Below are 25,623 nucleotides of genomic sequence, written 5' to 3'. Positions count from 1 at the left end.
CTTTTTTATTGGCTACTTTTTCAACGATTACGAATCATAAGACACAAACACCCTCCTAAAGTATGAGTTTTTTTGGTGCCAAGGGAGCATGTTACGTATCTGATTGCACGACTAATATGAATTCATCACGGTGCTTTAACACAAAGCAAAATTAAACGGGCCAAGGAAAGTATTTCACTCTGCAGGCCAAACATCGAGGTGACATATGATCTACGCATATCCAGGGACTGAAAACTCTGTTGTTTCTTTCAAAGCTCAATACGAGAACTTCATTGGCGGTAAATGGGTACCGCCAGTAAACGGTAACTACTTCAGCAATACTTCTCCGGTAAATGGCGAAGAGTATTGTAAGATCCCACGTTCATGTGCTCAAGATATTGAGCTGGCACTGGATGCAGCACACGCAGCAAAAGACGCCTGGGGTAAAACATCAGTTCAGGAGCGTTCAAACCTACTGTTAAAGATTGCTGACCGTATCGATCAGAATCTCGAAGCACTTGCGGTTGCTGAGACGTGGGAAAATGGTAAAGCAGTACGCGAAACACTGGCGGCTGATATTCCGCTAAGTTCAGATCACTTCCGTTACTTCGCAGGTTGTCTGCGTTCTCAGGAAGGTAGCCTTTCAGAAATCGATAATGGTACGGTTGCTTACCATTTCCATGAGCCTTTAGGTGTTGTTGGTCAAATCATTCCTTGGAACTTCCCACTGCTAATGGCCGCATGGAAGATCGCACCTGCGCTTGCTGCGGGTAACTGTATTGTTCTTAAGCCAGCTGAGCAAACACCAGCGAGTATTCTGGTACTGGTAGAACTGATTGAAGATCTGCTTCCAGCCGGTGTACTAAACATCGTAAACGGTTACGGTAAAGAAGCTGGTGAAGCACTGGCAACCAGCACTCGTATTGCCAAACTGGCCTTCACCGGTTCAACAGCGGTAGGTCACCACATTCTGAAATGTGCCGCTGAAAACCTGATTCCATCGACTGTAGAGCTAGGCGGTAAGTCGCCAAACATCTACTTCAGTGACGTTACTCAACATGAAGATGATTACCTGGAGAAATGTGCAGAAGGTTTTGTACTTGGTTTCTTCAACCAGGGTGAAGTATGTACCTGTCCATCTCGCGCACTTATCCAGGAAGACATCTTTGACCAGTTCATGGAGAAAGTTCTCGAGAAAACGAAGAAGATTGTTCGTGGCAACCCATTGGATACAGAGACAATGGTTGGCGCACAGGCTTCTCAAGAGCAGTTCGATAAGATTATGGGCTACCTGAACATCGGTAAACAAGAGGGTGCTAAGGTACTAAGCGGCGGCGACCAAGAGTCACTGGGTGATGCATTGAACAACGGTTACTACATCCAGCCAACTATCCTTCAGGGTGATAACTCAATGCGTATCTTCCAGGAAGAGATCTTCGGCCCGGTTATCGCAGTGACGACCTTTAAAGATGAAGCTGAAGCATTAGAAATCGCCAACGATACAGCCTACGGTCTGGGTGCGGGCGTATGGACACGTGATAGTAATCTGGCTTACCGCATGGGACGCGGCATTCAGGCTGGTCGTGTATGGACTAACTGTTACCACCTATACCCTGCTCACGCAGCATTCGGTGGCTACAAGAAGTCAGGTATCGGTCGTGAAACACACAAGATGATGCTGGATCACTACCAACAAACTAAGAACCTACTGGTGAGCTACAGCACCTCTCCACTTGGTTTCTTCTAAAAGTCTCACTCTTAGCCCCTAGCTATCACCTCCCTAGGTTAGGGGCTTTTTTCATCATGAACGTAACGACACTCTCTCCCGCACCGATTAAACTCCTGCGCTATTGCGCATCGATAGTCATTAAAACCATCCTACTCACTCTATTGGTATGTGCACCGACTAGCCAGATAGCCGCGCAGGTGACCGATATTCCACCAGACATTGCCGATCTGTTTCCTCGCGCTACACGTATCGGCCCTCAGCAAGACTCCCCTGCTGTGATAGCGGTTTATCAGCTTGATCAACTGCTTGGCTATACGTTTCAAACCGACGACATCACTCGCTTTCCCGGATTCTCCGGAGATTCTATCAACTTGCTGATCGGTATTAGCACGCAAGGTGAGCTAAAAGGCATCAAGGTACTTAATCACCATGAACCAATCTTTCTCCACGGTATGGGCGAACAACCGATGCTGGATTTTATCGACCAGTACATTGGGCACTCTATTAAAGAACGCTTCCTTATTGGCGATAAAAAAACGTCGTCATCATCTGAGATTACCCAGTTCGACGGGATAACCAGAGCAACAGTTTCGGTACTGGTTATTCATGACACCATTATCGCTTCTGCCCTCAAGGTTGCTCGTAACAAGTTAGAAGGTTTTACTCCAACCACTCCTTTTGTCATTAAACAAGATTACTTCTCTGAGTTAACGTTTGAACAGTTGGTTGAACAAGGTTTTATCTCTCGCTGGACAATAACGGCTCAGCAGCTTAGCCAACTGCCTGATGAAGCACTTTTCGCAGCTGAGCAATATATCCAAGAGAACAATAGCTTCGTTGATTTCTACATAGTTCCATTAAGCATACCGATAGTGGGTATCAATCTGCTCGGGGAAAAGGAGTTTTCGCGCCTCAACGAAAACCTAAAGTCAGGCGAGCATGCGATTATGATGTTAAATCAGGGTAGCTACTCCTTTATTGGCGAGGATTTCGTCCCACAAACCGTGCCAACTCGCATCAAGGTTGAACAGGACCAACTGCCAATCGAGCTAAAAGATATTGATTTCTATAGCTTTCATGCGCCCTACTTTGCCCAGTCAATAGCGAGCTACGATGACATTCAGGTGTTCTCGATCAAAGCGCAGTCTGGCTTCGATCTCCACAGACCATTTAACTTCCAGCTCGAGTTGCCTTATGCGGTCAATCATCTCAGCAGAAAAAGCATCACCTTTGAGCAGGCGTTCTCTTTACCAGCTCAAATATTTGAAAAAATAGCGATTGACGACAGCGATACCCAGCAGCCACTGTGGATGAAAATATGGAGTGACAAACTGTTAGATATTTCATTACTGTCGATCTATCTATGCTTAATAATAACTATTTTCATTAAACAGAAAACGCTGACTGCCAACAGTAAAAATTTCCATTATATTCGCTTTTCTTGTTTGCTTATCACGCTGCTTTTTATTGGCTTTTATCTGCAAGGTCAATTATCCGTTACCAACATCTACACTCTACTTCTGTCACTGGTTAACGGATTTAAAATAGAGTTTTTCTTACTCGACCCGGTTATTTTCATTCTTTGGTCATTAGTATTTGTCACTCTTTTCCTATGGGGCAGAGGAATATTTTGTGGTTGGCTCTGTCCGTTCGGTGCAATGCAAGAGCTGATGGGATTATTGGCACAAAAACTCAGGATCAGACAGATTCGTACTCTCGCCCCCTACCACCCTTACCTGACAAAACTAAAGTACCTGGTTTTGATGTTACTCATTTCAGTCGCTTTCTACTCTTTAGAATTGGCCGAATCACTTGCAGAAGTCGAACCGTTCAAGACCAGTATCACGCTCTACTTTGTCCGTGAAATCCCCTTTACCATCTACGCTGTAGTACTACTGCTTGTCAGTTTGAAAATACACAAGGTCTATTGTCGCTACCTGTGCCCTCTGGGCGCTGGTCTTGCAATACTGGGCAAGTTTCCTCTGTTCAAATTAATAGAACGAAAACAGCTGTGTGGTAACCCATGTCAGTTATGTCGCAGTAAAAAGTGCCATATCGACGCAATAAATATCGACGGCAGCATCAATTATCAAGAATGCATTCAATGTCTTGAATGTGTTGTAACAATACAAAATCCCGATATTTGCGTGATTAGTAAATATCAGAAAAATCGACGTAAAAAAGCGCAGGTTAACGCTATTTCCATACAAGGTTGTAGGTAAAGAATCATCCTTTTCTCCACCCAAAGTATAATATTTACCCGGATTAACAGGGGGTATATTGAATACGGTAATACATGCAAATAACAATGGAGGTATTCGATATGTGGACTAAACCTGATTTTCAAGATATGCGTTTAGGTTTTGAAGTTACTTTATATATTAGTAACCGATAACCGTTAATTACCCCCGATCCGGATGATTGGGGGTAATTAATGCAATCACTCTACTTCACCATTCAAAGAACGGATTCGCGCGAATGAAAATTCTTATACTGGGCTCAGCGGCGGGTGGTGGTTTTCCGCAATGGAACTGTCACTGTGAAAACTGCGCCGGAGTTCGCAATGGTACTATCAAAGCACAACCAAGAACTCAATCCTCTATCGCTGTAAGTGCCGATGGAAATAACTGGGTACTCATCAACGCCTCGCCGGATATTCGTCAACAGATAAACCAATCCCCACAACTTTGGCCTCAAGACCAGGCTCGTGGTACCAATATCCGCGCAGCGATTCTTAGTGACAGTCAAATTGACCACGTCACCGGACTACTTACCCTACGAGAAGGACTACCGCTTCCTGTCTATTGTACGGACGTGGTTCACGAAGACCTGACCACTGCTCTGCCACTATTCAATGTACTACGTCACTGGCACGGTGGATTAGAGTTTCACGCTATCGGCACAGACCACCAGCAAGGGTTTAGCATCGAAGGCATCTCGGGGCTGGAGTTTTTCCCAGTCCATTTAGAGTCTAACGCTCCACCATACTCTCCTTATCGCGACGATGTGGTACCGGGTAATAACATCGGTCTCAAGATAGTCGACACCACTAGCGGAAACTATCTTTTCTACGCGCCTGGCATTGTAGAATCTACGCCACTGGTTGAATCAATGCTCGCTTTCGCTGATTGCGCATTAGTCGATGGAACCCTATGGCTTGACGATGAAATGATCGCCAAAGGCTTTAGCAAGAAACTCGGCTCAGAGATGGGTCACATGCCGGTCAATGGTGAAAATGGCAGTGTGGCTCTTCTGAGTAAGTTCGATATTAAACGTAAGGTGCTGATTCACATCAACAACACCAACCCTATCCTCAATGAGGAGTCTGACGCTCACCACTATGTGGTCAGTAATGGCGTAGAAATCGCCACTGACGGCATGGAAATAACACTATAAGAGGCTGTGATGAAACAACCATGGACCAAGCAAGAATTTGAACAGAAGCTTAGAGAAAAAAGCGAGCTTTACCATATTCACCATCCTTTTCACGTCATGATGCACAAGGGTGAGTGTAGCGTTGAACAAATCCGCGGCTGGGTGGCAAACCGCTTCTACTACCAGATCAATATCCCGGTTAAAGATGCAGCGATCTTAGCCAACTGTCGTGACATTAAAACCCGTCGTAGCTGGATTCAGCGTATTCTCGATCACGATGGCTCGATGAACGATGACACATTAGGCGGTATTGAAGCCTGGTTAAATCTCGGTGAAGCCGTTGGACTTACTCGCGAGGATTTACTGGAAGAGAAATACATCCTACCCGGAGTTCGCTTTGCGGTTGACGCCTATGTCAATTTCGCCCGTCGCGCTTCTTGGCAGGAAGCCGCTTGTTCATCATTAACCGAAATGTTCGCCCCTGAAATCCATCAAAGCCGACTCGACACCTGGCCAAGTAACTACCCTTGGATTGAGCAACAAGGCCTTAAATATTTCCAAATGCGTTTATCTCAGGCTCGCCGTGATGTAACCCACGGACTAGCAATCACTCTTGATCATTTCCAGACTCGTGAACAACAGGAGCACGCCTTGAATATTCTCCAGTTTAAACTCGATATTCTGTGGTCAATGCTTGACGCTATGTCGATGGCCTACCACTACGAGCAGCCACCTTATGCGCACCTCGAGAACCGTCCAAGTTGTCATAAAGGAATCTTTTAATGGTATCGACCGATTCAACTCCTGAGTTAAACCCTCTGTTCCGGTTACAGTACGAGCAAGCTCAGAGCTGCTATGTGCTGCTCTATCCTGAGGGCATGGTTAAATTAAACCAGAGCGCAGCGGAAATATTAAAACAGGTTAACGGCGTTGACTCCGTCAGCCTTATCCACCAAAAACTTACAGCGCAGTTCCCTGAAGCAGGCGATATTCTCAGTGATATCAAAGAATTTCTAGCAATCGCGTACGACAAAAAGTGGATTCGCTATGTCTGATTCAAGCAACCCTGGACCGCCGTTGTGGTTACTGGCAGAGCTCACCTACCAATGCCCGCTTCACTGTGCCTACTGCTCCAACCCGACTGACCTGGGTGATAAAGCCAATGAGCTCAACACAGAGCAGTGGTTCTCCGTTTTAGAACAAGCGCGCAAGCTGGGCTCAGTGCAGCTCGGCTTTTCTGGTGGTGAACCTCTGTTACGAAAAGATCTAGAGCAGCTGGTCGAGCGAGGTCGATCACTTGGCTTTTATACCAATTTGATCACTTCAGGTATCGGCTTGACTGACAAACGAATCAAACGTCTTAAACAGGCGGGTTTAGACCATATTCAGATCAGTTTTCAGGCAGCAGACCCTGAACTTAACGATGCCATAGCAGGTCGCGGTAATGCGTTTGAGCAGAAGAAAAAAATGGCGGAGCTTGTCAAAGCGCAAGGCTACCCAATGGTACTCAACTTCGTCATTTCGAAACAAAATATCCAACAAATCCCAGAGATTTTGCGCCTGAGCTGCGAACTGAAAGCGGACTATGTTGAATTGGCGACCGCCCAGTATTACGGCTGGGCTTTTGATAATCGCGACCACCTATTGCCTAGCCAAGAACAACTCGAGCTGGCAGAAAGCCTGGTTAACCAATTCCGTCAACAATCAAGTAAAGATGACCCACACTTTATCTTTGTCACCCCGGATTATTATGAGCAGCGACCAAAAGCGTGCATGAATGGCTGGGGAAGTACATTTTTGACTGTTACACCTGACGGTAGCGCTCTGCCATGCCACAGCGCTAAAATCCTGCCGCTAACCTTTCCGAACGTTAAGCACAAAACGTTGCAGCAAATCTGGTTTGAAGATTTCTCTTTCAATCATTTCCGCGGTGACGACTGGATGCCACAACCATGCAAAGGCTGCGAGGAGAAACACGACGACCACGGGGGGTGCCGTTGTCAGGCCTATATGATGACTGGCGATATGTATCGTACCGACCCGGTGTGCAGTAAGTCTGAAGATCATCACCTGATTGCCAAGGCGATCGCTCAGGCCAGAACACCGACCAAACCTATTCAGCATCGTCGACGCAAAGCGGACATTGCTCTGCAGAAGTTATGAACCACACCTTTAGCTTCAATGGACCACACACTAACCCAGATTATGAGGCGTATCAGTATACGCACCAGTCTGGGTTGACTCATTTCAACGTCCAAGATCAAAGCGACACCGGACGTTACAGCGGTGCTCTTTTTGTAGCAACGCCCAGCGAGAACGATTCTGGTATTGCCCACGCCTTAGAACATTTGGTCTTCAGACAAAGTCAGGCATTCCCCGACTCAACCACGCTTTTCCAGCTAGTCGCTCTGACAGATATCCAGATAAATGCCTCGACCCTCAATGGAGTAACCTGCTTTCATTTCTCTTCGTCATGCCGGGATTACTTTTACTTAGCCGCGCGCTATCTGCTATCCGGAATGCTCAATCCCGCTATTCAAAGTAAGCACTGCGTTGAAGAAATATTCGATGGTGTAAGTCGTGGAGTGATTTATCGCGAGTTACTCGGCTATCAGAACAACCCCAATTATCTCCATCAGCTTCAGGTCCTGAGAGGCGATCAGTCTCCACAGCGCATCGCCTGTTATGGTGGCACGACAGATACATTGGCTCAGATTACTCTGGATAAACTCAAGCAGTATCATCAAGACTATTATCGCTGTAATAACATTGAGCTGATCACCAGTTATGATCAGGTGGAAAGTCTTCACAACGAGCTTGAGCCCCTCTTGGCGAAATATGGTGCCAGGTCATCTCAGTTCAAACCAACGAAAGCGATTCAGCTTTGTTCTAACTCAGAGGGCATAGCCGAAATCATAGCGGGTTCTGATAAGGTGTTTAGCTGGTGGATAAACATAGAGTTTTTCCACTATATAAAGCGACAACTGCCTGAGTTGAGAAAAATGGCGACTAAATATGGCGTTCAACTCCTGCCAATAAGCAACGAGAGCAATTCAGAAGATAAGTTTGGGTTAAGAATCCTTGCCAGAGATGACCAAATCGACACCTTTCATGCTCAGTTGATTCGCACACTCGACACTGGCAACGCTTATGCACAAGGCTATTGCGTCGAGTCTGGTAAACATCCCGGTTCCATTGGCCACCTAATGAACTTCTACTATAGCAAGCTGCATAGTAGTAACAGCGTTGATTCACAGACATTCTCTCGCCAAATAACACAACCGCCTCACGTAAGTCAGTTGGCTCACATCGCACCTACCTTGCACAACGCTGGTAGCAAGCTTGATGGCCGAAAACCTAATACTGATGAGCAAATATTGAGTCGTGTTATTCCACAACTGAGAGAGGTACCGACCTGGCATAGCAAGGTACACCGCTGGCAAAATCTGGTCACGGTGAACTTATCGAAAGATATAAATGCTCGGGTTGTGGCAAAACTGATCGAGAAAACGTCTTCGATGCGAACTTTGGCCTATGGTTCGAAACTGTTAGTAGAGACCAACAGTACCCATCATTCTCTAAAGGCTGATATTGATCACTTGATTACCCAGCACCCCAGCTGCAAATTACCTGAGCTTCCGCAGTTATTGCACCCATTGATTGAGCAACTCGAGCAAGGTGACCATCAGACAGTCGACCACCATTGTTGGCTCTACGGCATCGCGGTGCCAGTAGAATATAGGCTCATTGCCCAGTTATCGCAGTACTTGATTCAATCATCAGCTCAATTCCTGCGTCCACGTATTCAGGGCGAGTGTTATGTCATCTCAAGCCTCTACTGTGAACATTCAAAGCAGCTCTATTTCTATAGTGTATTTGATTGCCAGCCTGATCAGCGCCAGCAACACATCACTCAAGCCTTACAAAGGATTGCTGACGATATTGTTTTTATCAAACAAACCTTACCACTAATAAAAAACAAGCTAATCCATCAACATCCTATTCGTTTCGGGGCTTTAACCCCGACACAGCTTGCTCAAGTTGATCAAGATTCAAATGAGCCGTTAGATTCTGTTCACCTAGAGAAATTACTAAAGCAAGTTTCTGAAACGTGCATCAGGCACTTTCTTTTCCACTTAACTAACGAGATCATCAACAGTACAAGTCACATACAGGGATAAGTATGACTAATATAATAACCAAACATGCTGTCAGTAAGTCACTGGAACCGAAACAAGCCAGTGAGGAGATATTTCAGCAGCTCGGTAAGCCACGCAATGGATTTGTGTTGTTCTACTGTTCTGCCTCATACCCTCTCAACGAATTAGCATCAGCGCTTAACCAACAGTTTAGCGATGTAGAGCTCGCTGGCTGTACAACCGCGGGAGAAGTCACCAGCGACGGTTACCATCAGCACTCGATTATTGCGATCTGGTTTTCACCACAGTTGTTTTCTATCAACTCAGCCGTTATTGACCAATTCGATTCATTTGATCTGATTAGCGCGCAGAGCAAAATCAACCAACTGACAGAAATGTGTCACTTTGACGAAGAACAAACCCATCGCTCCTTTCTGTTAACCCTGATTGATGGTTTGTCGGCCAAAGAAGAACAACTGCTTAGTGTGCTCAATATGGCGGCCAGCGGCTTGCCTCACTTTGGCGGTTCAGCCGGTGACGATATTAATCTCGCTAATACTCATGTTTATCACCAGGGAGCCTTCATCCAAAATGCGGCCGTGGTAATTATGGTTCACTCGCGCTGCCGCTTTGAAGTGTTCAACTCTAATCACATCGAATCATCTAAAGAGAAACTCGTGGTCACCTCAGCAGACTCACTCTCCAGAACCGTGCTAGAGCTCAATTCGGAACCAGCAGCACAAGAGTACGCACGAATTCTCGGCTTAGAGGTTTCTCAGCTGAATCCGGAAGTTTTCTCTTTGTACCCTCTCGCCGTTAAAGTTGGAGGTCAGTACTACGCCCGTTCAATTCAAAAAGTGAATCATGATGATCTAAGCCTGACTTTCTATTGCGCCGTCGACACCGGCATCGTCCTTAGCGCGGTCGAAATGGGCAGCATTACTGACACCTTGGCCGATAAATTATCAACGCTTGAGCAGCGCCTCGACAAAGCTGAGTGCGTTCTTGCCTGTGACTGCTTTCTCAGACGTCTGGAGATAGAACAACGTCAACAATTGGAACCAATGGGTCAATTGCAACGCCAGTACAACATCTTTGGCTTCAACACCTACGGTGAACACATCAATGGCACGCACCTCAACCAGACCTTCACTGGTGTCTACTTGTCTGGAGAAGTCTATGAGTGATGAACAACTGGCCGAAGAGAACAAACGGCTGTTAGAAGAGAACCGTAAGCTTAAGAAAATCAATCAGGTGTTGATTGAGCGTATCGAAAATGGCGGCAGTGCCAGCAATCAGCCTTATGCGACTTTTGAGCACTCGGTCCAGTTAGCTAAACAAGTCAAAGAGACTACTCAGACGCTAAACGAAACTTTAGCTGAGCTAGAGCGTAGTAAGCGCGCTCTGAAAGCCGAAAATGAGCAGGCTAACCTGTTTAAACAGCGCTTTATCGATGCCATCGAAAGCATTTCAGATGCGTTTGTTCTGCTCGATAGTGACGGTCGGATCATTCTGCAAAACAGCCACTTTTCCCGCTACTGGGAACAGGTCGGCTTACGCAGTGAAGAAGGGACTAACCTCAATGACTTTAAGGCATTGGCCAAAACCCGCGGCATCATTTCTCAGGCTTATCCGGGAGATGGCGACAGCAGTTCGGTTTACCGTCTGGCTGACAATCGCTGGTTCCAGCTCAATGAACATCGCACTCAGGAAGGTGGCTGGGTAATGTTGTACAAAGACATTACTGCCCTTAAACACGCCGAGAGTGAACGCTATGAACATGCTATGGCGCAAAAGTCTAAGCAGCTACAAAATCTGGTCGATAACCTCTCTCAGGGAGTAATGTTAATCAGCCAGCATGGCCGGGTAGAAGTCTGGAACCAGCGCTTTCTTGAAATCAGCCAGCTCTCTCCACAGAGCCTGCGTAGAAAACCCTTCATTTCGACACTGAGCAATGCCACTGATCTCAATCTTAAGCCGTTAGTTCTCTATAGCGGAAACAGCGATAGCCATGTTCAAACGTTACCGAATGGTGATGTCATAGAGATAAAAGATCACAGGCTTAGTAACGGTAAATTGATTAAGACTTTCACCGATATCACCAGCTCGCACCGCTATGCTGAGTCGCTTAAGCAAAGTGAAAGTCGCTTGCGTCTCATTACCGATAACGTCCCGGCGATGATTGCTTACGTTGGTGCGGATCTTAAGTTCCAGTTTACGAATAAGGTTTACGTCGACTGGTATGGACGTGAACAAGGCGAACTCTATGGTATCGATTTAGAAGCCAGCCGTATCAACGCTGACTTTAGTCTGCTGCAACCCCATGTTTCACGAGCATTGCAGGGAGAAAGTGTTAACTTTGAGGTAGAAGAGATAAACCACTTAGGCGCTACCGCTTACCTACACAAGTCCTACGTACCAAACAAGGATGACAGCGGTAATGTACTCGGCTTTTTCGTTCTGGTACGTGATGTAACTACCCGTCGCAAAAACGCTCTGGCGCTGCAAAAAGCGCACGACCAACTCGAGTTACGTGTCGAAGAACGCACCTCTCAGTTGCAACGACTTAACGATATCCTCCATGGTGAAGTGGAAGAGCGTCGTCGTGCTCAGTTGGATCTTACTGCGGCTAAGAGTGAAGCTGAGCAAGCTAATGTATCGAAAACCAAGTTCCTCGCAGCGGTCAGCCATGACCTTCTTCAGCCACTCAATGCAGCGCAGTTATTCACCAGTTCACTCGCTGAGCAGTTAAAGCAGGATAAAGACCAGTCTCTGCTCAATTCGATTTCTAACTCTCTCGACGACTTAGAGAACTTGATCAGTACCCTGGTGGATATATCCAAACTCGATGCGGGCGTTGTCAAAGCAGATAAGAGTGCCTTTAACCTCGGGGAGCTATTGACTAACCTGATCAACGAATATAGATACAGTGCCAGCCAGTACAATGTTGAGCTCAGATATGTGCCATTTGAAGGGGTTGTCTACTCTGACAGCGTCCTCTTAGCGCGTATTCTGCGCAACTTCATTTCCAACGCTTTCAGATATACAGACAATGGCAAAGTCCTGATTGGCTGTCGCAAGCAAGGAGACAAGGTTTCAATTCAGGTATGGGATAACGGCGCAGGTATCGCTGAGAATCAACTGTCGGTGATATTTGAAGAGTTCAAGCGGCTCAAGTCTTCCTCTAAGGCTTATGGCAACGGGCTTGGCTTAGGACTGTCGATTGTCGATAAGCTCTCCAAGGTGTTGGAGCATCCTATTCACGTCCGCTCGACCAAAGACAAAGGCTCAGTATTCTCGGTAGATGTCCCACTTGGCCACATGTGCAGTGTGCCTGCCCAGACAGACCACCTCGAACGCGTGCTTGCCAACACCAATCTCGTCGGTCGTGATGTCTGGCTGATTGATAATGACGTAAGCATCTGTGACGCCATGGATCAGCTGTTAACCAATTGGGGCTATAACCTCACCACCGCCACCAGCATTGAACAGCTGCGTTCAAAGGTTGACACTGCGACGGATAAGGTTGATCTGCTGATTGTGGATTACCACTTGGATGATGGTGTAAACGGGCTGGATGTAGCAAAAACGATTAGCGTAGACAGATCTAACCCACTGCCTACCCTGATGATTACCGCCAACTATAGTGATGAGCTAAAGAATCAGGTCAAAGATGACGGTATCTTGTTACTTCATAAACCCGTCAAACCGATGAAGCTGAAAACATCGATACACTACTTACTCAAGTAGTGATTATCGCTTGAGGTATTGATTAAAGTCGATATCACTACAACCAAGAACGGCCTGAACACGGTTAGTGACACCAAGCTTCTTGAGAATAGAAGATACATGGGATTTAACCGTAGTCTCAGAAACATTGAGGTTATAGGCAATCTGCTTGTTGGCCTCACCTTTGGTCATACATTTCAGGACCATTAACTGTCGGCGTGTTAGCGATGACAGCATCTCGGGAGTTAACGGCGATTCTTGTTTGACAGAGGCAGTCGTTGCTTGAGTACGAATAATGTCAGCTGGCAAGTAGATGTTACCTTCGAGCACGTTTTCTATTGCTTCGGCGATGACTTCTTTTGAAGAGGACTTGGCAATAAAGCCTACCGCACCATAGGCGATAGTCTGAAGAATGACTTGCTTCTTATTCTCTGCGGATACAACCACTACGGGTGTTGTCGGGCATTCATTAATAAGATCGAGTAGCCCATTCAAGCCTGTCATCCCTGGCATATTGAGATCGAGCATAATCAGATCGATGTCATCGTTATCCTTGGCAAACTCTATCGTAGAGGCGATATCTTCCGTTTCATAAGTCGTACTATTGGGGAACTGACTTGCTAAAATATGAACGATTGCATCTCTGAAAAGCGGATGGTCGTCGGCAATCAAGACTTTGTACATAACCAAGTCTCTCCTGTTAATTGACTTAATCTTCAGCTTAACGGATTAACCTTTTGTTACAAGGCGACTCTTCTCATCCATTAGTAGTAAGAAAGGTGGATTTAGTCGTAGGAATTAGCGCTGATCACAGTGTTTAAAGAAAAGTAATCCATTACATTTCAAACTCGCGCCGTCAGTCACAAAATCAAGTTAATAGATGAAAAGAGTCGAATTCAACAATCTAGACCTTAAGGTTTACCTTGCATACTAATGAATAGATATTCACTACAACAATCGTATGAGCACCAAGGTTAACCAAGTATCTAGTTAAAGTTCTAAGCCCGTGATAAGAACTCATCCGCCGTCAGCATTGATACTGACTTATCCGCAATCTCCCTGCCGTCGTCATCAAACAGCGATAGATGGTAACCGAGACAGTTTTCGCCACGCTTCTCTTTAGGAGCTTGCAGCCATAATGAGATCATATCTTGATGGTCATCCCTAACCGCCTCACCCAAAAGGACTTTTTGGCTTGCAACCTGATACCATACAATGATTTTTGATTGACCAAACATGCGAACCTCCATGAACTGTTTGCAGATCGAATAGTCAGTTTAAAGGTTATTGTGAAGATTGCACGTTGCAAAAGTAAGACAATATTCTGTTCTATTGAAAATCATCGCTTTAAGCATTATATGATTTTTGCATAAGAAATTAATATGAGACAGAATGAGTAATAAGAAACATATTCATTCACTTATTACAGAACAGCAGACTGAGCCAATTTGACAAAACTGACTCAGTCTTCTAGTTGAATAACTATGCTTCGAGGACGCTTCTAGGCACGAACATTTCCTTCTCTCTGGTCAAAGAGCTATAGGAAACAAACATCGGCTTAGCACTGAGGTAACGGCGCAACATATCTGCGGCAAGTGTCGTTATGACTAAAGTCTGCTCTTCGCGACTATAAGTGCGATTGAGAGTTAAGGTTTGTCCCCACTCCCCCTCTGGTGCAGCCAGAGCTACTGAAAATGTCTTGTCACTCACTTTTCCAGTCACAATGGCAATCTCTGTCGAACACTTATCTCGTGTTGCTGCAGCAAGTGCAAATGCCGCTGCGAGCGGATCATCATTCCCCTCGCCGACCGCAACTCGTTCACCAAGCACCCAGCCATGCCCGCAAAACTGTGCAGCATGTGGATTAGCCTGTAACCATTGAGATAAGGCACCAAAGGTCGATTGTTCTGCTGTCGAAATCGAGAACTTCTTCTCCTGGATAAGATAAGCAACGTGATCCTGCATCGGTTCATCAATACTGACGACATTGCTTTCAATCAGGTTGAAAATGATTTGCAGCAGTTTAACCCGGTTGTCGAGATCGTTCTTTGGTCCGAACAACTTTACTTCGATATAAGGCAGGTATGAACGATACCCTAGCATGTAGCCCGGTGGCAGCTGCACTTTGTCGAGCTTATCCGATAACGCTGATTCTGAAGTACCAAACGTATAGAGCTTACTGCACTCCTGACCAACCACCTCTGTATGAACTCGCTTCATATCCGGCAGAATTTGCTGATCCACCATCAACTTAAATTCACTAGGTACACCTGGGGTGAAGTAGAAATCACAGTTGTTGAAAGAGACTTTAAAACCGCAGGCAGTTCCAATTGGGTTATCGAGTAACATCGCACCTTTTGGCAACATCGCTTGCTTGCGGTTACTCTCAGGCATTGGCACTCCTCGTGCGGCAAAAAAACGTTCCAGCTTTTCTAACCACTCAGGGAAAAGGACCAGTTCAGTTTCGGCAGCTTCCGCGACAGCCTGAGCACTTAAATCATCGCTCGTTGGTCCCAAACCACCATTAACAATGACCACATCGCTATTGAAACTGAGCATCATAAGCTCTTCAACTAACGCAGACATTTCATCACCAACGGTAGAACGTTTGGTTAAGCTGTAGCCATTTTCAAAAAATCGACGTGACAACCACGCAGCATTGGAGTCAACGATATCTCCGTGTAGAACCTCTTCCCCAGTGCTTAGCATTGCGATTTTTAACATTGTTTATCCTTTGTGGGAAACATCTCACACCCGTGAGTTTAACTTAATATTACTATTCTCATAGCCCTAAAAAAGAACCAATTGCATATTTAGGACAATTACAGGTTTCTATTCCTCTAACTTTATTAGATAATTGTGAGTCTGATCATTAAAATAAAAACGATGGAGTTTTCCGTGTTCAAAAAAAGCATTACTGCTTTAATGTTGTCAGCGTCTGCTTGCGCCAACGCTAATGTTTATGATTCGAATCAACATATTGAGTTTTCGTACACAGTAGATCAAGCTGAGACCGACACGTTTTTCAACCACTCCTATCAGTTTCAAGACAAAGACCCATATTCATTGAGTTTGACCGAAAACGATCTCAAACTCGAAGATCCGGGCTTACCGAAATATCTCTCCGTTTCGAGTGAAAAAGATTGGGACTACCTAAAAGGCCAGACGTACACAATCTTAGGCTTAAGTGTTGCAACTGTTGGTCTGATGACGCTTCTTCCTGAATCTATCACAAAGTGGGATGAAGAAGATCGTGACTTAAGTGGTCTAGGCAGCAAATGGAAAGACAACGTGACTGCCGGCCCGGTATGGGATCGCGATGAGCACTTCTTAAACTACATCATGCACCCTTACTTTGGTGGTGTTTACTACACGGCTGCGCGTCATGCTGGTTTTAACGAATTTGAGTCTTTCCTATACTCAGCAACTATGTCGACCTTCTTCTGGGAATATGGTGTTGAAGCCTTTGCTGAAATTCCTTCATGGCAGGACATCTTCATTACACCGTTCTTTGGTGCGGTAGTCGGTGAAATGATGTTTGAAGCAGAGCAAGATATCGTGGCTTCTGGCGGTGAAGTAATGGGCTCCGAAACCATGGGTGATGTTACCCTGTTCTTCCTCAACCCTGTTGGCCATATTCATGGCTGGGTGAGTGATGCATGGGGCGGAAGCGCAGAATTCCAGTACAGCAGTAAACCTTGGTTCGGTAACCAGGACGCTGCTCAGTTCGCAATGGACGCTGGCGCTAGTTACGATAACGTCTTCTACGGCGTGGAAATGAAGATCAGCTTCTAACTCTGCTCTCATAGCGATGAAAAAGCGACGTCGATACGTCGCTTTTTTTGTGCTCGCGACGTGATATTAGTAATGCCAACAATAGATTAGGTTTAAAAGTTGACCCAAGTCAAACCTAACCTCTGCCACAATCCTACACTGAATTTAGGCAGTCATCCTCCTATGGTTATGGATTGATGATTCACGCCTGATTGAACGCTAGGAGGCCCACTATGAACAGCACATTTATCGTTAACTTTGTCGGCAAGGCTACCCCTGCCACAATTAAGCAATTAGCGGCTATCACTCATGAAAATGGTGGTAAATGGCTAATAAGTAAAGTTAATTTCATTGAAGACCAAGTCGCTGCGGTTATAAAAGTTGAGCTGCCTACTGATAATGCCGAAGTCGTCAAAGAGGCCTTTACTGCGCATCCAGACTTATTGGTGCAGATCACCGATTCCGATCAAGCCACTCATCACGTCGATACTATCTATCAGTTAAGACTCGATTCGAACGACCGAGCCGGGATTGTTAATGAGATCACTCACGTCCTTGATGGACAAGGGATCAATATCTTAGATATGGATTGCCAGCGCGTATTTATTGCAGGTGGTGGCGGTGTCAGTTCAAGCCTGTTCACAGCCAATATGGCGATTAGACTTCCGCAAGAGTTAGATATCAATGATGTCGCCAATGAGCTTGAATCACTCAGTGAAGATACTCGGGTATTAGTTGAGAGTTAAAGCGATAAAAGAGAGCGCACTATGCGCTCTCTTATTCTATTGAGTACCAGGCTTAATGCCTTAGCTCACAGACCATTGCGACAATGAACGTTTAAAGTCTGAATAATCAAACTCGTTGAGCTTCTCAATCGCACCATCTGAACGCTGGCAATAGACAGACGGCATACGTAAGCCATTAAACCAGTTGAGTTTCACCATGGTGTAACCCGCACTATCCAAAATGTGCAGACGCTGACCAATCTCTAGTGGCTGGTCAAAGTTCGCCTCGCAGAACTGATCTCCTGCCAGACACGAACAGGACCCAATCACATATTGGTGCTCACCCTTTTCTGATGCTTCAAGAATCGAAGCCGGCTCATCATAGATCAAAGTATCTAAACGATGCGCTTCCGTCGCTGAATCAACGATAGCCGTTTTCTTTACGTTCTCGACAATATCAACCACTGTCACAACCAAATCGGTTGTTTTAGTGATAATTGCTTCACCCGGCTCCAGATACATTTGCACGCCATGCTTTTCAGAAAATGCTTTCAGTGCCAGCCCCAGCTTTTCAATATCGTAACCCGGCCAGGTAAAGAAGACGCCACCGCCCATACTTACCCAATCAAGTTTATCCAGATATTGACCGAACTGTTCAGAGATAGAGTCAAGCAGTGCAATAAACGCATCGACATCTTTGTTTTCACAGTTCATATGGAACATCACGCCATCAATGTCTTCAAATACTTGTGGCTTAATGTGATCAGCCTGAACGCCCAGTCGGGAGAACTGGCGAGCAGGGTTGGCCAGATCTTGTCCTGCGTAACTGACACCTGGGTTCAGACGCAGACCCAGTGATGCTTTACCTTCAACAATATGACGATAAGCGGCTAACTGACTCTGCGAGTTAAAGATCATTTTGTCGCAGATGTCGGCAACTTCACGGACATCATCCTCACTGTAACCAACGCTATAAGCGTGAGTCTCACCACCAAATGTTTCGTAGCCAAGCTTAACCTCAAATGGACCAGAACTGGTTGTTCCATCGAGGTAAGGCTTAATGATGTCAAATACCCCCCAGGTTGAGAAACATTTCAGGGCCAACACCAGTTTGACGCCAGAAATCTCTTTAAGCAGCTTCGCTTTTTCGAGGTTCTCAACCAACTTATCTTCATCGATCATGAAGTAAGGGGTTTTAAGTTCGTTATGTTGCATTTTAATACCTTGAGTATCTTCACTCTAAAATCGAACAAAGCCGATGCAGAGCATCGGCTTAAATATCATCCGTCAGCAGTGCAGACCGATTACTTCAGTTTGTGGATAACAGGCTGACCTACTTCCAGCTCCTGAACGTGCCAGTCCAGACCGATTTCAGGCATCGTTTCCAGGAACGGGTCCGGGTCTAGCTGTTCCATGTTGAACACACCTTTGTCTGCCCATTTGCCACGGAAGAACTGCAGCGCCGCTGTGATTGCAGGAACACCAGTAGTGTACGAAATTGCCTGATGTTCTACATCTTCGTAAGCTACTTCGTGGTCAGCGTTGTTGTAGATAAATACGCTACGCTCTTTACCATCTTTCTTACCCTGTACCCAAGTACCGATACAAGTTTTACCTGTATAGCCCGGTGCCAGTGAAGTTGGATCTGGCAGTAGTGCTTTTAGTACGTGTAGAGGCTGAACAACAGTGCCATCGTGCAGTGTTAGTGGGTCTGGGCTCAACAAACCAATGTCACGCATACAGTTGAAGTAGTTAAGGTATTTATCACCGAAACCCATCCAGAATTCAATGCGCTTAGCTGGAATGAACTCCTGCATAGAGCGAACTTCATCGTGCGCCATTGAGTAAACTTTATGCTTGCCGACTAGTGGAAAATCGAACTCAAGCATACGTGAGTGACAAGGAACTTGCTTCCACTCTTCATTTTCCCAGTAGAAAGAGTCACCTTGAATTTCAAGCATGTTGGTTTCTGGGTCAAAGTTAGTCGCGAACTTCTTACCGTGATCACCCGCATTTACGTCCATTACATCGATAGTGTCGATTTCATCGAACAGGTGCTTAACTGCATAAGCAGCAAAGACAGAAACCACACCAGGATCGAAACCAGCGCCAAGAATACCTGTGATACCTGCCTCGGCAAATTTCTCACGGTAACCCCACTGCCAGTCGTACGCTTGTGGTACCTGTTGACCCTCAGAGCACAAGTCAACCGCAACTGAAGTATCAAGGTAGTTCACTTTTGCCTGGTAACAAGCTTCCATGATGCTCATGTTTACCCAAGGAGGACCCGCGTTGATAACTAGCTCAGGTTGAACTTCTTTAATCAGTGCCACTAGTGCGTCAACATCATCAGCATTAACTGCGCGAGACTCTAGCTTCTTAGAAGGATCTTTTAGGTTGTTCTTATTTTTAATCGACTCAATGATTTTTTCACATTTGCCAACTGTGCGTGATGCGATAGTAATATCACCCAGTACATCGTTGTTTTGTGCCGCTTTGTGTGCAACAACCCATCCAACACCACCTGCACCAATTTGTAGAATAGCCATAGTATTTATAACCTTTTATTTTGCTAGCTCAATCGCCAGTGTATTGATTTTGTTTAGTAAAGATTCGAAGTCAGAGATCTTCAAGCAAGGATTTAAAATGGTAAATTTCAGTGCCGATTTGCCATCGACTACGGTTTCACCCAGTACCGCAACACCACGAACCAGAGCTTCTAATCGCAATGCTTTGTTAAGTTCATCCAGATCTGTTGCATTAGCGTCAACTGCACGGAACAGTACAGTAGAAAGCGAAGGCTGCGCTAACAGTTCGAAACCCTGATGCGCTTCGATCAGTTCTGCGACGGTTTGGGTTTGCTCGATGACATGGTCATACATTTCTCCGAGCGTATCCGGGCCGACACTTTGCATGGTCATAAACACTTTCAATGCATCGAATCGTTTGGTTGTCGCAATCGACTTATCAACCAGATTCGGCAACTCGTCATGTTCACGATTGAGGTAATCAGCATGATGAAGCAGGAATCTGAAGTTCGCTTTGTCTTTAAGTAGCACAGCGCCACAACTGATTGTTTGATAGAACAGCTTGTGGAAATCGACGCTAACCGAATCGGCACGTTCGATACCTGCCAAACGGTTTTTATGACTGCTCAAGATCAGCGCGCCACCATAGGCACTGTCGACGTGGAACCAAAGTTGGTTTTGCTCTGCCAGATCAGCGATAGCTGTCAGATCATCGATCGCACCATGGTCTGTCGTGCCCGCAGTACCAACCACCGCAAATGGAATTAAATCCTGAGCCTGCAATGCTTCGATTTCAGCTTTCAGAGCATCAACTTTCATCGTGCCGTTAGCATTGGCGTCAACACAACACACTGACGACTCGCCTAAACCAAGTAGAGAAGCTGATTTTTGTACTGTGAAATGCGAGTTCTTCGAACACAGGATGCGCAACTTAGCCGCGTACTCAGGGAGCCCCTGCTTCTGCACTGAGTGCGAGTTGAGTCGATCGGCAACCCAGTCACGAGCCAGTAGTAAGCCCATCAGATTACTTTGGGTACCGCCACTGGTAAATACACCATCAGCGTTATCACCGAGTTCGTATTTGCTACACATCCAGTCAACAACTTTTTGCTCTACATAAGTAGCTGCAGACGCTTGATCCCAGGAGTCCATTGATTGGTTAAGCGCCGCAATCATTGCTTCCGCAACGACTGAAGGCATCAATGGTGGCGTATGAAGGTGGGCGATACAGTCTGGGTGCTGAACAATGATTGAGTTCTTAGCCACTAAGTCGGCTGTTTCACCAATCACGTCAACCAGGTTTGCATTGCGGTTATCGAGGTCAACCGCATTGATTGCTTGTTCCAGTTGCTTTGGTTCTAAACCTGAATACGGTGCATTGACTTGCTCAAATACCGCTTTCATCGCTGCTGTAGTGTGGTTCATCACCTTAGCGAACTCGACACTGCCCGCTTCTCCGGTCTGAATAAAGTGCTGTTTCCAACTCTCGTTTGCCTGTTGTGGAGTAACAAGATTGCCACCCGCAGTCAGAATCGCTTGCTCAATGACGCGCAGGGCGAAATCAATTTGTTCGAATGAGATGATGAGCGGAGGAAGGAAGCGAATCACAGAACCATCACGTCCGCCCTTTTCTACCATCAGGCCACGCTCTAGTGCAGCACGCTGGATTTTCAACGTCAGTTCGCCATCAGAAACTGGCTCACCAAATTTGTTTAGCTCAGAGCCCGGCTTGCGGATCTCAACGCCAAGCATCAAGCCTTTACCGCGAACTTCAGCAATACAGTCAACGCGTTTTTGAATCGCTTCCAGCCCATGACGAAGGTATTGGCCTGCAATATTAGCGTGTTCAACCAGATTATCGCGTTCAATAATTTCCAATGCTTTAGCGCCAGAGACCATCGCTAGCTGGTTGCCACGGAAGGTTCCAGTGTGCTCGCCTGGCTTCCAGGTGTCATGCTGCTTGTTAATGACCAGCAGTGACATTGGCATACCGCCGCCGATGGCTTTAGACAGACATAACACGTCAGGAACAATGCCTGCTTCTTCAAAGGCAAAGTTGTAACCTGTTTTACCTACACCGCACTGAATCTCATCAAGGATAAGCAGGATCTCATGCTCATCACATATACGACGTAATTCGCGTAGCCAGAACGCAGGAACAGGGATAACACCGCCTTCACCCTGAACAGGCTCAACAACGATGGCTGCTGGCTTCATAATGCCTGCTTCATCATCGTTAAGCAGACGTTCAATGTAGCGAATACCCGCTTTTGCGCCTTCGTCACCACCCAGACCGAACGGACAACGCAGGCTGTATGGGAACGGCATAAAGTGTACCTCGGACATCAGGCCGCTGCGACGCGCCTTAGTACCAAGGTTACCCATCATACCCATAGTGCCGTTGGTCATGCCGTGGTAAGCCCCGCGGAAGGCAAACATGGTGTTGCGGCCTGTTGTCTGCTTAGCAAGCTTAATCGCCGCTTCTACTGCATCGGCACCAGAAGGACCACAGAACTGAATCACGCAATTATCTGCTAACTGCTGAGGAAGGAAGTGCTTAACACTCTTAATGAAATTGGTTTTTGCTTCCGTTGCAATATCCAGCGTCTGGTAAGGCAATCCACTATCAAGCTGGCTTTTCAGTGCCTGATTGATTTCCGGGTGGTTGTAACCCAGTGCTAGTGTGCCCGCTCCTGCCAGACAGTCGAGGAATAACTGTCCTCGGGTATCTTCAACAAGCGCCCCATATGCTTGTTTAATCGCGATAGGTAAGCGACGCGGGTAAGAACGCACTGCTGACTCGTGCTGCTCTTGATCAAGTAAGACCTGATCTGGTGTCAGATCGTAGGTACCTTCCACTTGAGGAATTTGAGTAGAAAAAGGGGTTGCGATATCTGTGTTTACCACTGAGTTATCGACTTCAAAGGCTGTGCTCATGATCTAATCCCTTGAAATGTATTTATCCCTCAACAGGCTCAGTATCTGAATTGAGGGTACAGCAAGCCGTTCCGCGAATTGGTTGAATAACGCGTACGACAAATCGACCCATCACGATGGATGGATTATATGAAAGTGATTAGATCAAGGTTCAGTAATGCAACTGTCTTGTAAAACAGGGCATTGAGGAAGAACTAAGCTGATTAATGTGTGTTTATTAAGTGAATTCAATGTTGGGTTTCCCATTCACATGCCGCTAGCGACATTAGTATCCCGTCTATCGACAAAAGGACTTGTCGATACCTACCCTACGTGATGCTCACTCAGCCCGAATGCCATCACGCGTCTCCCCCAGAATATCTAAATTACGACTCATCTCCGAGATTGCGGCGAAAATTAACATAATTTGAAATCATCTGGCAATATTTTTTAACCAGCAGTTTAAAAACAATGAGCTGATTATCAAAAAGGCCAACCGTTTGGTTGGCCTTTTTCGCTTGTTACGCTGCGTCGGTTTTCAGCACCTGAGTTAACATTTCTAGCTCATTGGTGATGGCGTTATTTTCTACTAACCCCGCTTCTTCAAAGGCGGCAGTAACGCCTTCCAGCACTATGGTTTGCTCTCGACCATCATCGGTAACAGTCATGACAATGTCATCACCATCGACTTCTGCGCTGATCGAATCAATAAGATCACCAACCAGTACATTATCATCCTCTTCAAGAATGCCACGAAGATCGATTAGGTCGCTACCCAACTCAAAGTTATCGACTACATCAGTACCGTTGTCTAACGTACTATCGAGCCAGGTAAACATGTTATCGGTCTCATCACCTAGCATCACCTGATTACCTAAGTCAGCATCAAGTTCATCACCTTCTGCTGCCGACAACACTTCATACTCAGGCGAGTCTGAAACGTCAATAGTGACGGTAGACTCGTTACTGACTGCAAGCTCAGAGTCAACAGCGACATAGTCAAAGGTAACGTCTTCGGTAATGTCCTGAGTACCTGATAGGTAGCGAAGCTCCCAATTGCCGCCTGTCGAAGTAAGCTCCATCTGCACAATTGGATTGTCAGGTGACGAGTAACTGAATTCGTAAAGAATTTGCTCGTTACCGACGTCCCCTTCATCTTTCTGGTATTGCTCGACATGGGTGGTACCATCAGCAAAGGTATACGTCACTTCAACATAGACATTACTATTGGTATTAAAGGAGCCTCCCATACCATCCAGGCCAAATGTCACCACATCTAGCGGGTTGTTACTCAGGTCGATGATAAGAGTCTCTTGCTTGTTCATACCGTTACCATCGGTATCACCAATACCCCAGCCTACATGTGCTGGACCACCGGTGTACTGTTTCAATGGCTTGTCATTATTATCTTCTATCGATATCCCGATGGTATTGCCATTGTCGAGAGTGATAAGACGTTCAGTATCACTGACCCACTCACCCCAGTTATAGAAGCCATCTTCGTCAAGCACGATGTCATCTGGATCACCACTGTAACCGATCTCAAATGGTTCTCCCGGACCCGGAACATAGGTAAAGTTATCAGGATCAAACAGTTTAGCCGGATCGATATCCTCTCCAAGTACATGCAAATCAGCTTCAGTGATCACACGCGTTTCGCCAAAGTCATCGGTGTAAAGGAGTGTGCCGAATTGCGGTAGTGAAGTGATCATCACGTTGAGTTCGATGCCATTAAAGTCATCGTCCTCATCAGAGATATGATCGAGTGACTCATCATCGGAATCAAAGACGATAGGCACGAAGATCGCATCCCCCGCATCAACATTGAAGTCTTCGGTGACAGGTAGTTCATTTACATCCAATTCGCTCAGATCAACAAGCACTTCTGTGTTTAACTCACCATCGGACGCCATAACCGTAATGGTGTGCTCATTGGAAAGGAGTTCGAAATTGTTGGTGAACGCCAGTACCCCTGCTGCGGTCAGTGAAATTTGTCCGTTTTCGCTATTAATTTCAAACAGATCTTGCCCTTCGAATTGAATATTCTGGCTGATACTGTAAGTCACGACATCGCCCGCATCTTCATCGGTCGCAGTGACGGTGCCAATCACATAATCTTCAGTCGAATTCTCGTTGTAGCTGAACTCATAGCCGCCTTCCGGCTCATCAAACTCTGGCGCTTCATTAACGTCAAGCTCGATCAAGTCCACTTCAACTTCTGTTTCTAACTCGCCATCCGACGCCACCACGGTAATGGTGTGGAGGTTGGCACCCAGCTCAAAATCGTTGGTAAAGGCGGCAACCCCTGCGGCGGTGAGTGAAATCTCACCGGATTCACTATCGATTGCAAACAGATCTTCGCCTTCAAACTGAATGTTTTCACTGATGCTGTAGGTCACCACATCGCCCGCATCTTCATCGGTCGCGGTGACTGTACCAATTACGTAATCTTCCGTAGAATTCTCGTTGTAGCTGAACTCATAACCGCCTACCGGCTCATCAAACTCTGGCGCTTCGTTGACATCCAGCTCAATCAGATCAACTTCAACTTCTGTTTCTAAATCGCCATCCGACGCCACCACGGTAATAGTGTGGAGGTTGGCATCCAACTCAAAGTCGTTAGTAAAGGCGGCAACACCGGCAGCAGTGAGTGATATCTCACCGGATTCACTATCGATTGCAAACAGGTCTTCACCTTCAAACTGAATGTTTTCACTGATGCTGTAGGT

Annotated in this window: 19 protein-coding genes; 12 read left to right on the top strand and 7 right to left on the bottom strand. The window is 46.1% G+C overall.

What is annotated here, in order from left to right; translation table 11 throughout:
- Nucleotides 1–205: 205 nt before the first annotated feature.
- The 10 genes from exaC to RH46_RS18255 all read left to right on the top strand — a co-directional run bounded on the left by exaC (nt 206) and on the right by RH46_RS18255 (nt 12,972).
- Nucleotides 206–1,726 carry an acetaldehyde dehydrogenase ExaC gene (gene exaC / locus RH46_RS18295; protein WP_006881009.1) on the top strand — a complete coding sequence of 507 codons (1,521 nt, stop codon included), beginning with the start codon at nt 206–208 and terminating at the stop codon, nt 1,724–1,726.
- 56 nt (nt 1,727–1,782) lie between these two features.
- A complete protein-coding gene (locus tag RH46_RS18290) occupies nt 1,783–3,930 on the top strand; it encodes a 4Fe-4S binding protein (protein WP_006881008.1) in 2,148 nt (715 codons plus the stop codon).
- A 101-nt stretch (nt 3,931–4,031) separates the two neighbouring features.
- On the top strand, nt 4,032–4,103 hold the full coding sequence (gene pqqA / locus RH46_RS21925; RefSeq protein ID WP_138922177.1) for a pyrroloquinoline quinone precursor peptide PqqA: 72 nt from the start codon (nt 4,032–4,034) through the stop codon (nt 4,101–4,103).
- An 83-nt stretch (nt 4,104–4,186) separates the two neighbouring features.
- Nucleotides 4,187–5,104, top strand: a complete 918-nt coding sequence (pqqB, locus tag RH46_RS18285) for a pyrroloquinoline quinone biosynthesis protein PqqB (RefSeq protein WP_006881007.1) — start codon at nt 4,187–4,189, stop codon at nt 5,102–5,104.
- 9 nt (nt 5,105–5,113) lie between these two features.
- A complete protein-coding gene (pqqC, locus tag RH46_RS18280; RefSeq protein WP_006881006.1) occupies nt 5,114–5,866 on the top strand; it encodes a pyrroloquinoline-quinone synthase PqqC in 753 nt (250 codons plus the stop codon).
- A complete protein-coding gene (pqqD, locus tag RH46_RS18275) occupies nt 5,866–6,138 on the top strand; it encodes a pyrroloquinoline quinone biosynthesis peptide chaperone PqqD (protein WP_006881005.1) in 273 nt (90 codons plus the stop codon). The genes pqqC and pqqD overlap by 1 nt, the downstream gene beginning before the upstream one ends.
- Entirely contained in the window at nt 6,131–7,246 is a 1,116-nt protein-coding gene (pqqE, locus tag RH46_RS18270) for a pyrroloquinoline quinone biosynthesis protein PqqE (RefSeq protein ID WP_006881004.1), read from the top strand. The genes pqqD and pqqE overlap by 8 nt, the downstream gene beginning before the upstream one ends.
- On the top strand, nt 7,243–9,264 hold the full coding sequence (locus RH46_RS18265; RefSeq protein WP_006881003.1) for an insulinase family protein: 2,022 nt from the start codon (nt 7,243–7,245) through the stop codon (nt 9,262–9,264). Before pqqE ends, RH46_RS18265 begins: the two co-directional genes overlap by 4 nt.
- Before the next feature lie 2 nt (nt 9,265–9,266).
- Nucleotides 9,267–10,409, top strand: coding sequence for a nitric oxide-sensing protein NosP (nosP, locus tag RH46_RS18260; RefSeq protein ID WP_006881002.1), 1,143 nt, complete (start codon nt 9,267–9,269; stop codon nt 10,407–10,409).
- Nucleotides 10,402–12,972: a hybrid sensor histidine kinase/response regulator gene (locus RH46_RS18255; protein WP_006881001.1), complete on the top strand. Its 2,571-nt coding sequence runs from the start codon at nt 10,402–10,404 to the stop codon at nt 12,970–12,972. The genes nosP and RH46_RS18255 overlap by 8 nt, the downstream gene beginning before the upstream one ends.
- 3 nt (nt 12,973–12,975) lie before the next feature.
- Here the strand turns inward: RH46_RS18255 and RH46_RS18250 are convergent, their stop codons facing one another.
- The 3 genes from RH46_RS18250 to RH46_RS18240 all read right to left on the bottom strand — a co-directional run bounded on the left by RH46_RS18250 (nt 12,976) and on the right by RH46_RS18240 (nt 15,675).
- A complete protein-coding gene (locus tag RH46_RS18250) occupies nt 12,976–13,635 on the bottom strand; it encodes a response regulator (RefSeq protein WP_006881000.1) in 660 nt (219 codons plus the stop codon).
- Between the two features lie 314 nt (nt 13,636–13,949).
- Nucleotides 13,950–14,189, bottom strand: a complete 240-nt coding sequence (locus tag RH46_RS18245; protein ID WP_006880999.1) for a hypothetical protein — start codon at nt 14,187–14,189, stop codon at nt 13,950–13,952.
- A gap of 244 nt (nt 14,190–14,433) precedes the next feature.
- Entirely contained in the window at nt 14,434–15,675 is a 1,242-nt protein-coding gene (locus RH46_RS18240; RefSeq protein ID WP_006880998.1) for a CinA family nicotinamide mononucleotide deamidase-related protein, read from the bottom strand.
- A gap of 174 nt (nt 15,676–15,849) precedes the next feature.
- Between RH46_RS18240 and RH46_RS18235 the strand changes: the two genes are divergently transcribed.
- Nucleotides 15,850–16,746, top strand: coding sequence for a DUF3943 domain-containing protein (locus tag RH46_RS18235; protein WP_006880997.1), 897 nt, complete (start codon nt 15,850–15,852; stop codon nt 16,744–16,746).
- 212 nt (nt 16,747–16,958) lie between these two features.
- Complete coding sequence (locus tag RH46_RS18230) at nt 16,959–17,471, top strand: glycine cleavage system transcriptional repressor (RefSeq protein ID WP_006880996.1); 513 nt, start codon at nt 16,959–16,961, stop codon at nt 17,469–17,471.
- 60 nt (nt 17,472–17,531) lie between these two features.
- On the opposite strand, the gene nspC is transcribed toward RH46_RS18230, so the two are convergent.
- The 4 genes from nspC to RH46_RS18210 form a co-directional block, all read right to left on the bottom strand.
- Nucleotides 17,532–18,665 (bottom strand): carboxynorspermidine decarboxylase, encoded by a 1,134-nt coding sequence (gene nspC, locus RH46_RS18225; RefSeq protein WP_006880995.1) that lies wholly within the window; start codon nt 18,663–18,665, stop codon nt 17,532–17,534.
- Between the two features lie 89 nt (nt 18,666–18,754).
- The gene (locus RH46_RS18220; RefSeq protein ID WP_006880994.1) at nt 18,755–19,999 is read right to left on the bottom strand and encodes a carboxynorspermidine synthase; all 1,245 of its coding nucleotides are present in this window, start codon (nt 19,997–19,999) and stop codon (nt 18,755–18,757) included.
- A gap of 15 nt (nt 20,000–20,014) precedes the next feature.
- Nucleotides 20,015–22,915, bottom strand: a complete 2,901-nt coding sequence (locus RH46_RS18215) for a pyridoxal phosphate-dependent class III aminotransferase (protein ID WP_006880993.1) — start codon at nt 22,913–22,915, stop codon at nt 20,015–20,017.
- A gap of 500 nt (nt 22,916–23,415) precedes the next feature.
- On the bottom strand, nt 23,416–25,623 hold a 2,208-nt coding region (locus RH46_RS18210; protein ID WP_006880992.1), incomplete at its 5' end, for a cadherin repeat domain-containing protein.

Origin of the sequence: Vibrio brasiliensis LMG 20546, assembly GCF_000189255.1 — a bacterium.
Lineage (GTDB): Bacteria > Pseudomonadota > Gammaproteobacteria > Enterobacterales > Vibrionaceae > Vibrio > Vibrio brasiliensis.
This window is presented reverse-complemented; position numbering and strand designations above follow the sequence as displayed.

What these genes read in the sequence shown, in the direction of transcription:
- RH46_RS18265 (WP_006881003.1), top strand. Translation starts at nt 7,243, where the DNA reads ATGAACCACACCTTTAGCTTCAATGGACCACACACTAACCCAGATTAT.
- exaC (WP_006881009.1), top strand. Translation starts at nt 206, where the DNA reads ATGATCTACGCATATCCAGGGACTGAAAACTCTGTTGTTTCTTTCAAA.
- pqqC (WP_006881006.1), top strand. Translation starts at nt 5,114, where the DNA reads ATGAAACAACCATGGACCAAGCAAGAATTTGAACAGAAGCTTAGAGAA.
- RH46_RS18255 (WP_006881001.1), top strand. Translation starts at nt 10,402, where the DNA reads ATGAGTGATGAACAACTGGCCGAAGAGAACAAACGGCTGTTAGAAGAG.
- pqqE (WP_006881004.1), top strand. Translation starts at nt 6,131, where the DNA reads ATGTCTGATTCAAGCAACCCTGGACCGCCGTTGTGGTTACTGGCAGAG.
- RH46_RS18290 (WP_006881008.1), top strand. Translation starts at nt 1,783, where the DNA reads ATGAACGTAACGACACTCTCTCCCGCACCGATTAAACTCCTGCGCTAT.
- RH46_RS18250 (WP_006881000.1), bottom strand. Translation starts at nt 13,635, where the DNA reads ATGTACAAAGTCTTGATTGCCGACGACCATCCGCTTTTCAGAGATGCA.
- pqqB (WP_006881007.1), top strand. Translation starts at nt 4,187, where the DNA reads ATGAAAATTCTTATACTGGGCTCAGCGGCGGGTGGTGGTTTTCCGCAA.
- pqqD (WP_006881005.1), top strand. Translation starts at nt 5,866, where the DNA reads ATGGTATCGACCGATTCAACTCCTGAGTTAAACCCTCTGTTCCGGTTA.
- RH46_RS18245 (WP_006880999.1), bottom strand. Translation starts at nt 14,189, where the DNA reads ATGTTTGGTCAATCAAAAATCATTGTATGGTATCAGGTTGCAAGCCAA.
- RH46_RS18215 (WP_006880993.1), bottom strand. Translation starts at nt 22,915, where the DNA reads ATGAGCACAGCCTTTGAAGTCGATAACTCAGTGGTAAACACAGATATC.
- RH46_RS18230 (WP_006880996.1), top strand. Translation starts at nt 16,959, where the DNA reads ATGAACAGCACATTTATCGTTAACTTTGTCGGCAAGGCTACCCCTGCC.
- RH46_RS18220 (WP_006880994.1), bottom strand. Translation starts at nt 19,999, where the DNA reads ATGGCTATTCTACAAATTGGTGCAGGTGGTGTTGGATGGGTTGTTGCA.
- nspC (WP_006880995.1), bottom strand. Translation starts at nt 18,665, where the DNA reads ATGCAACATAACGAACTTAAAACCCCTTACTTCATGATCGATGAAGAT.
- RH46_RS18240 (WP_006880998.1), bottom strand. Translation starts at nt 15,675, where the DNA reads ATGTTAAAAATCGCAATGCTAAGCACTGGGGAAGAGGTTCTACACGGA.
- nosP (WP_006881002.1), top strand. Translation starts at nt 9,267, where the DNA reads ATGACTAATATAATAACCAAACATGCTGTCAGTAAGTCACTGGAACCG.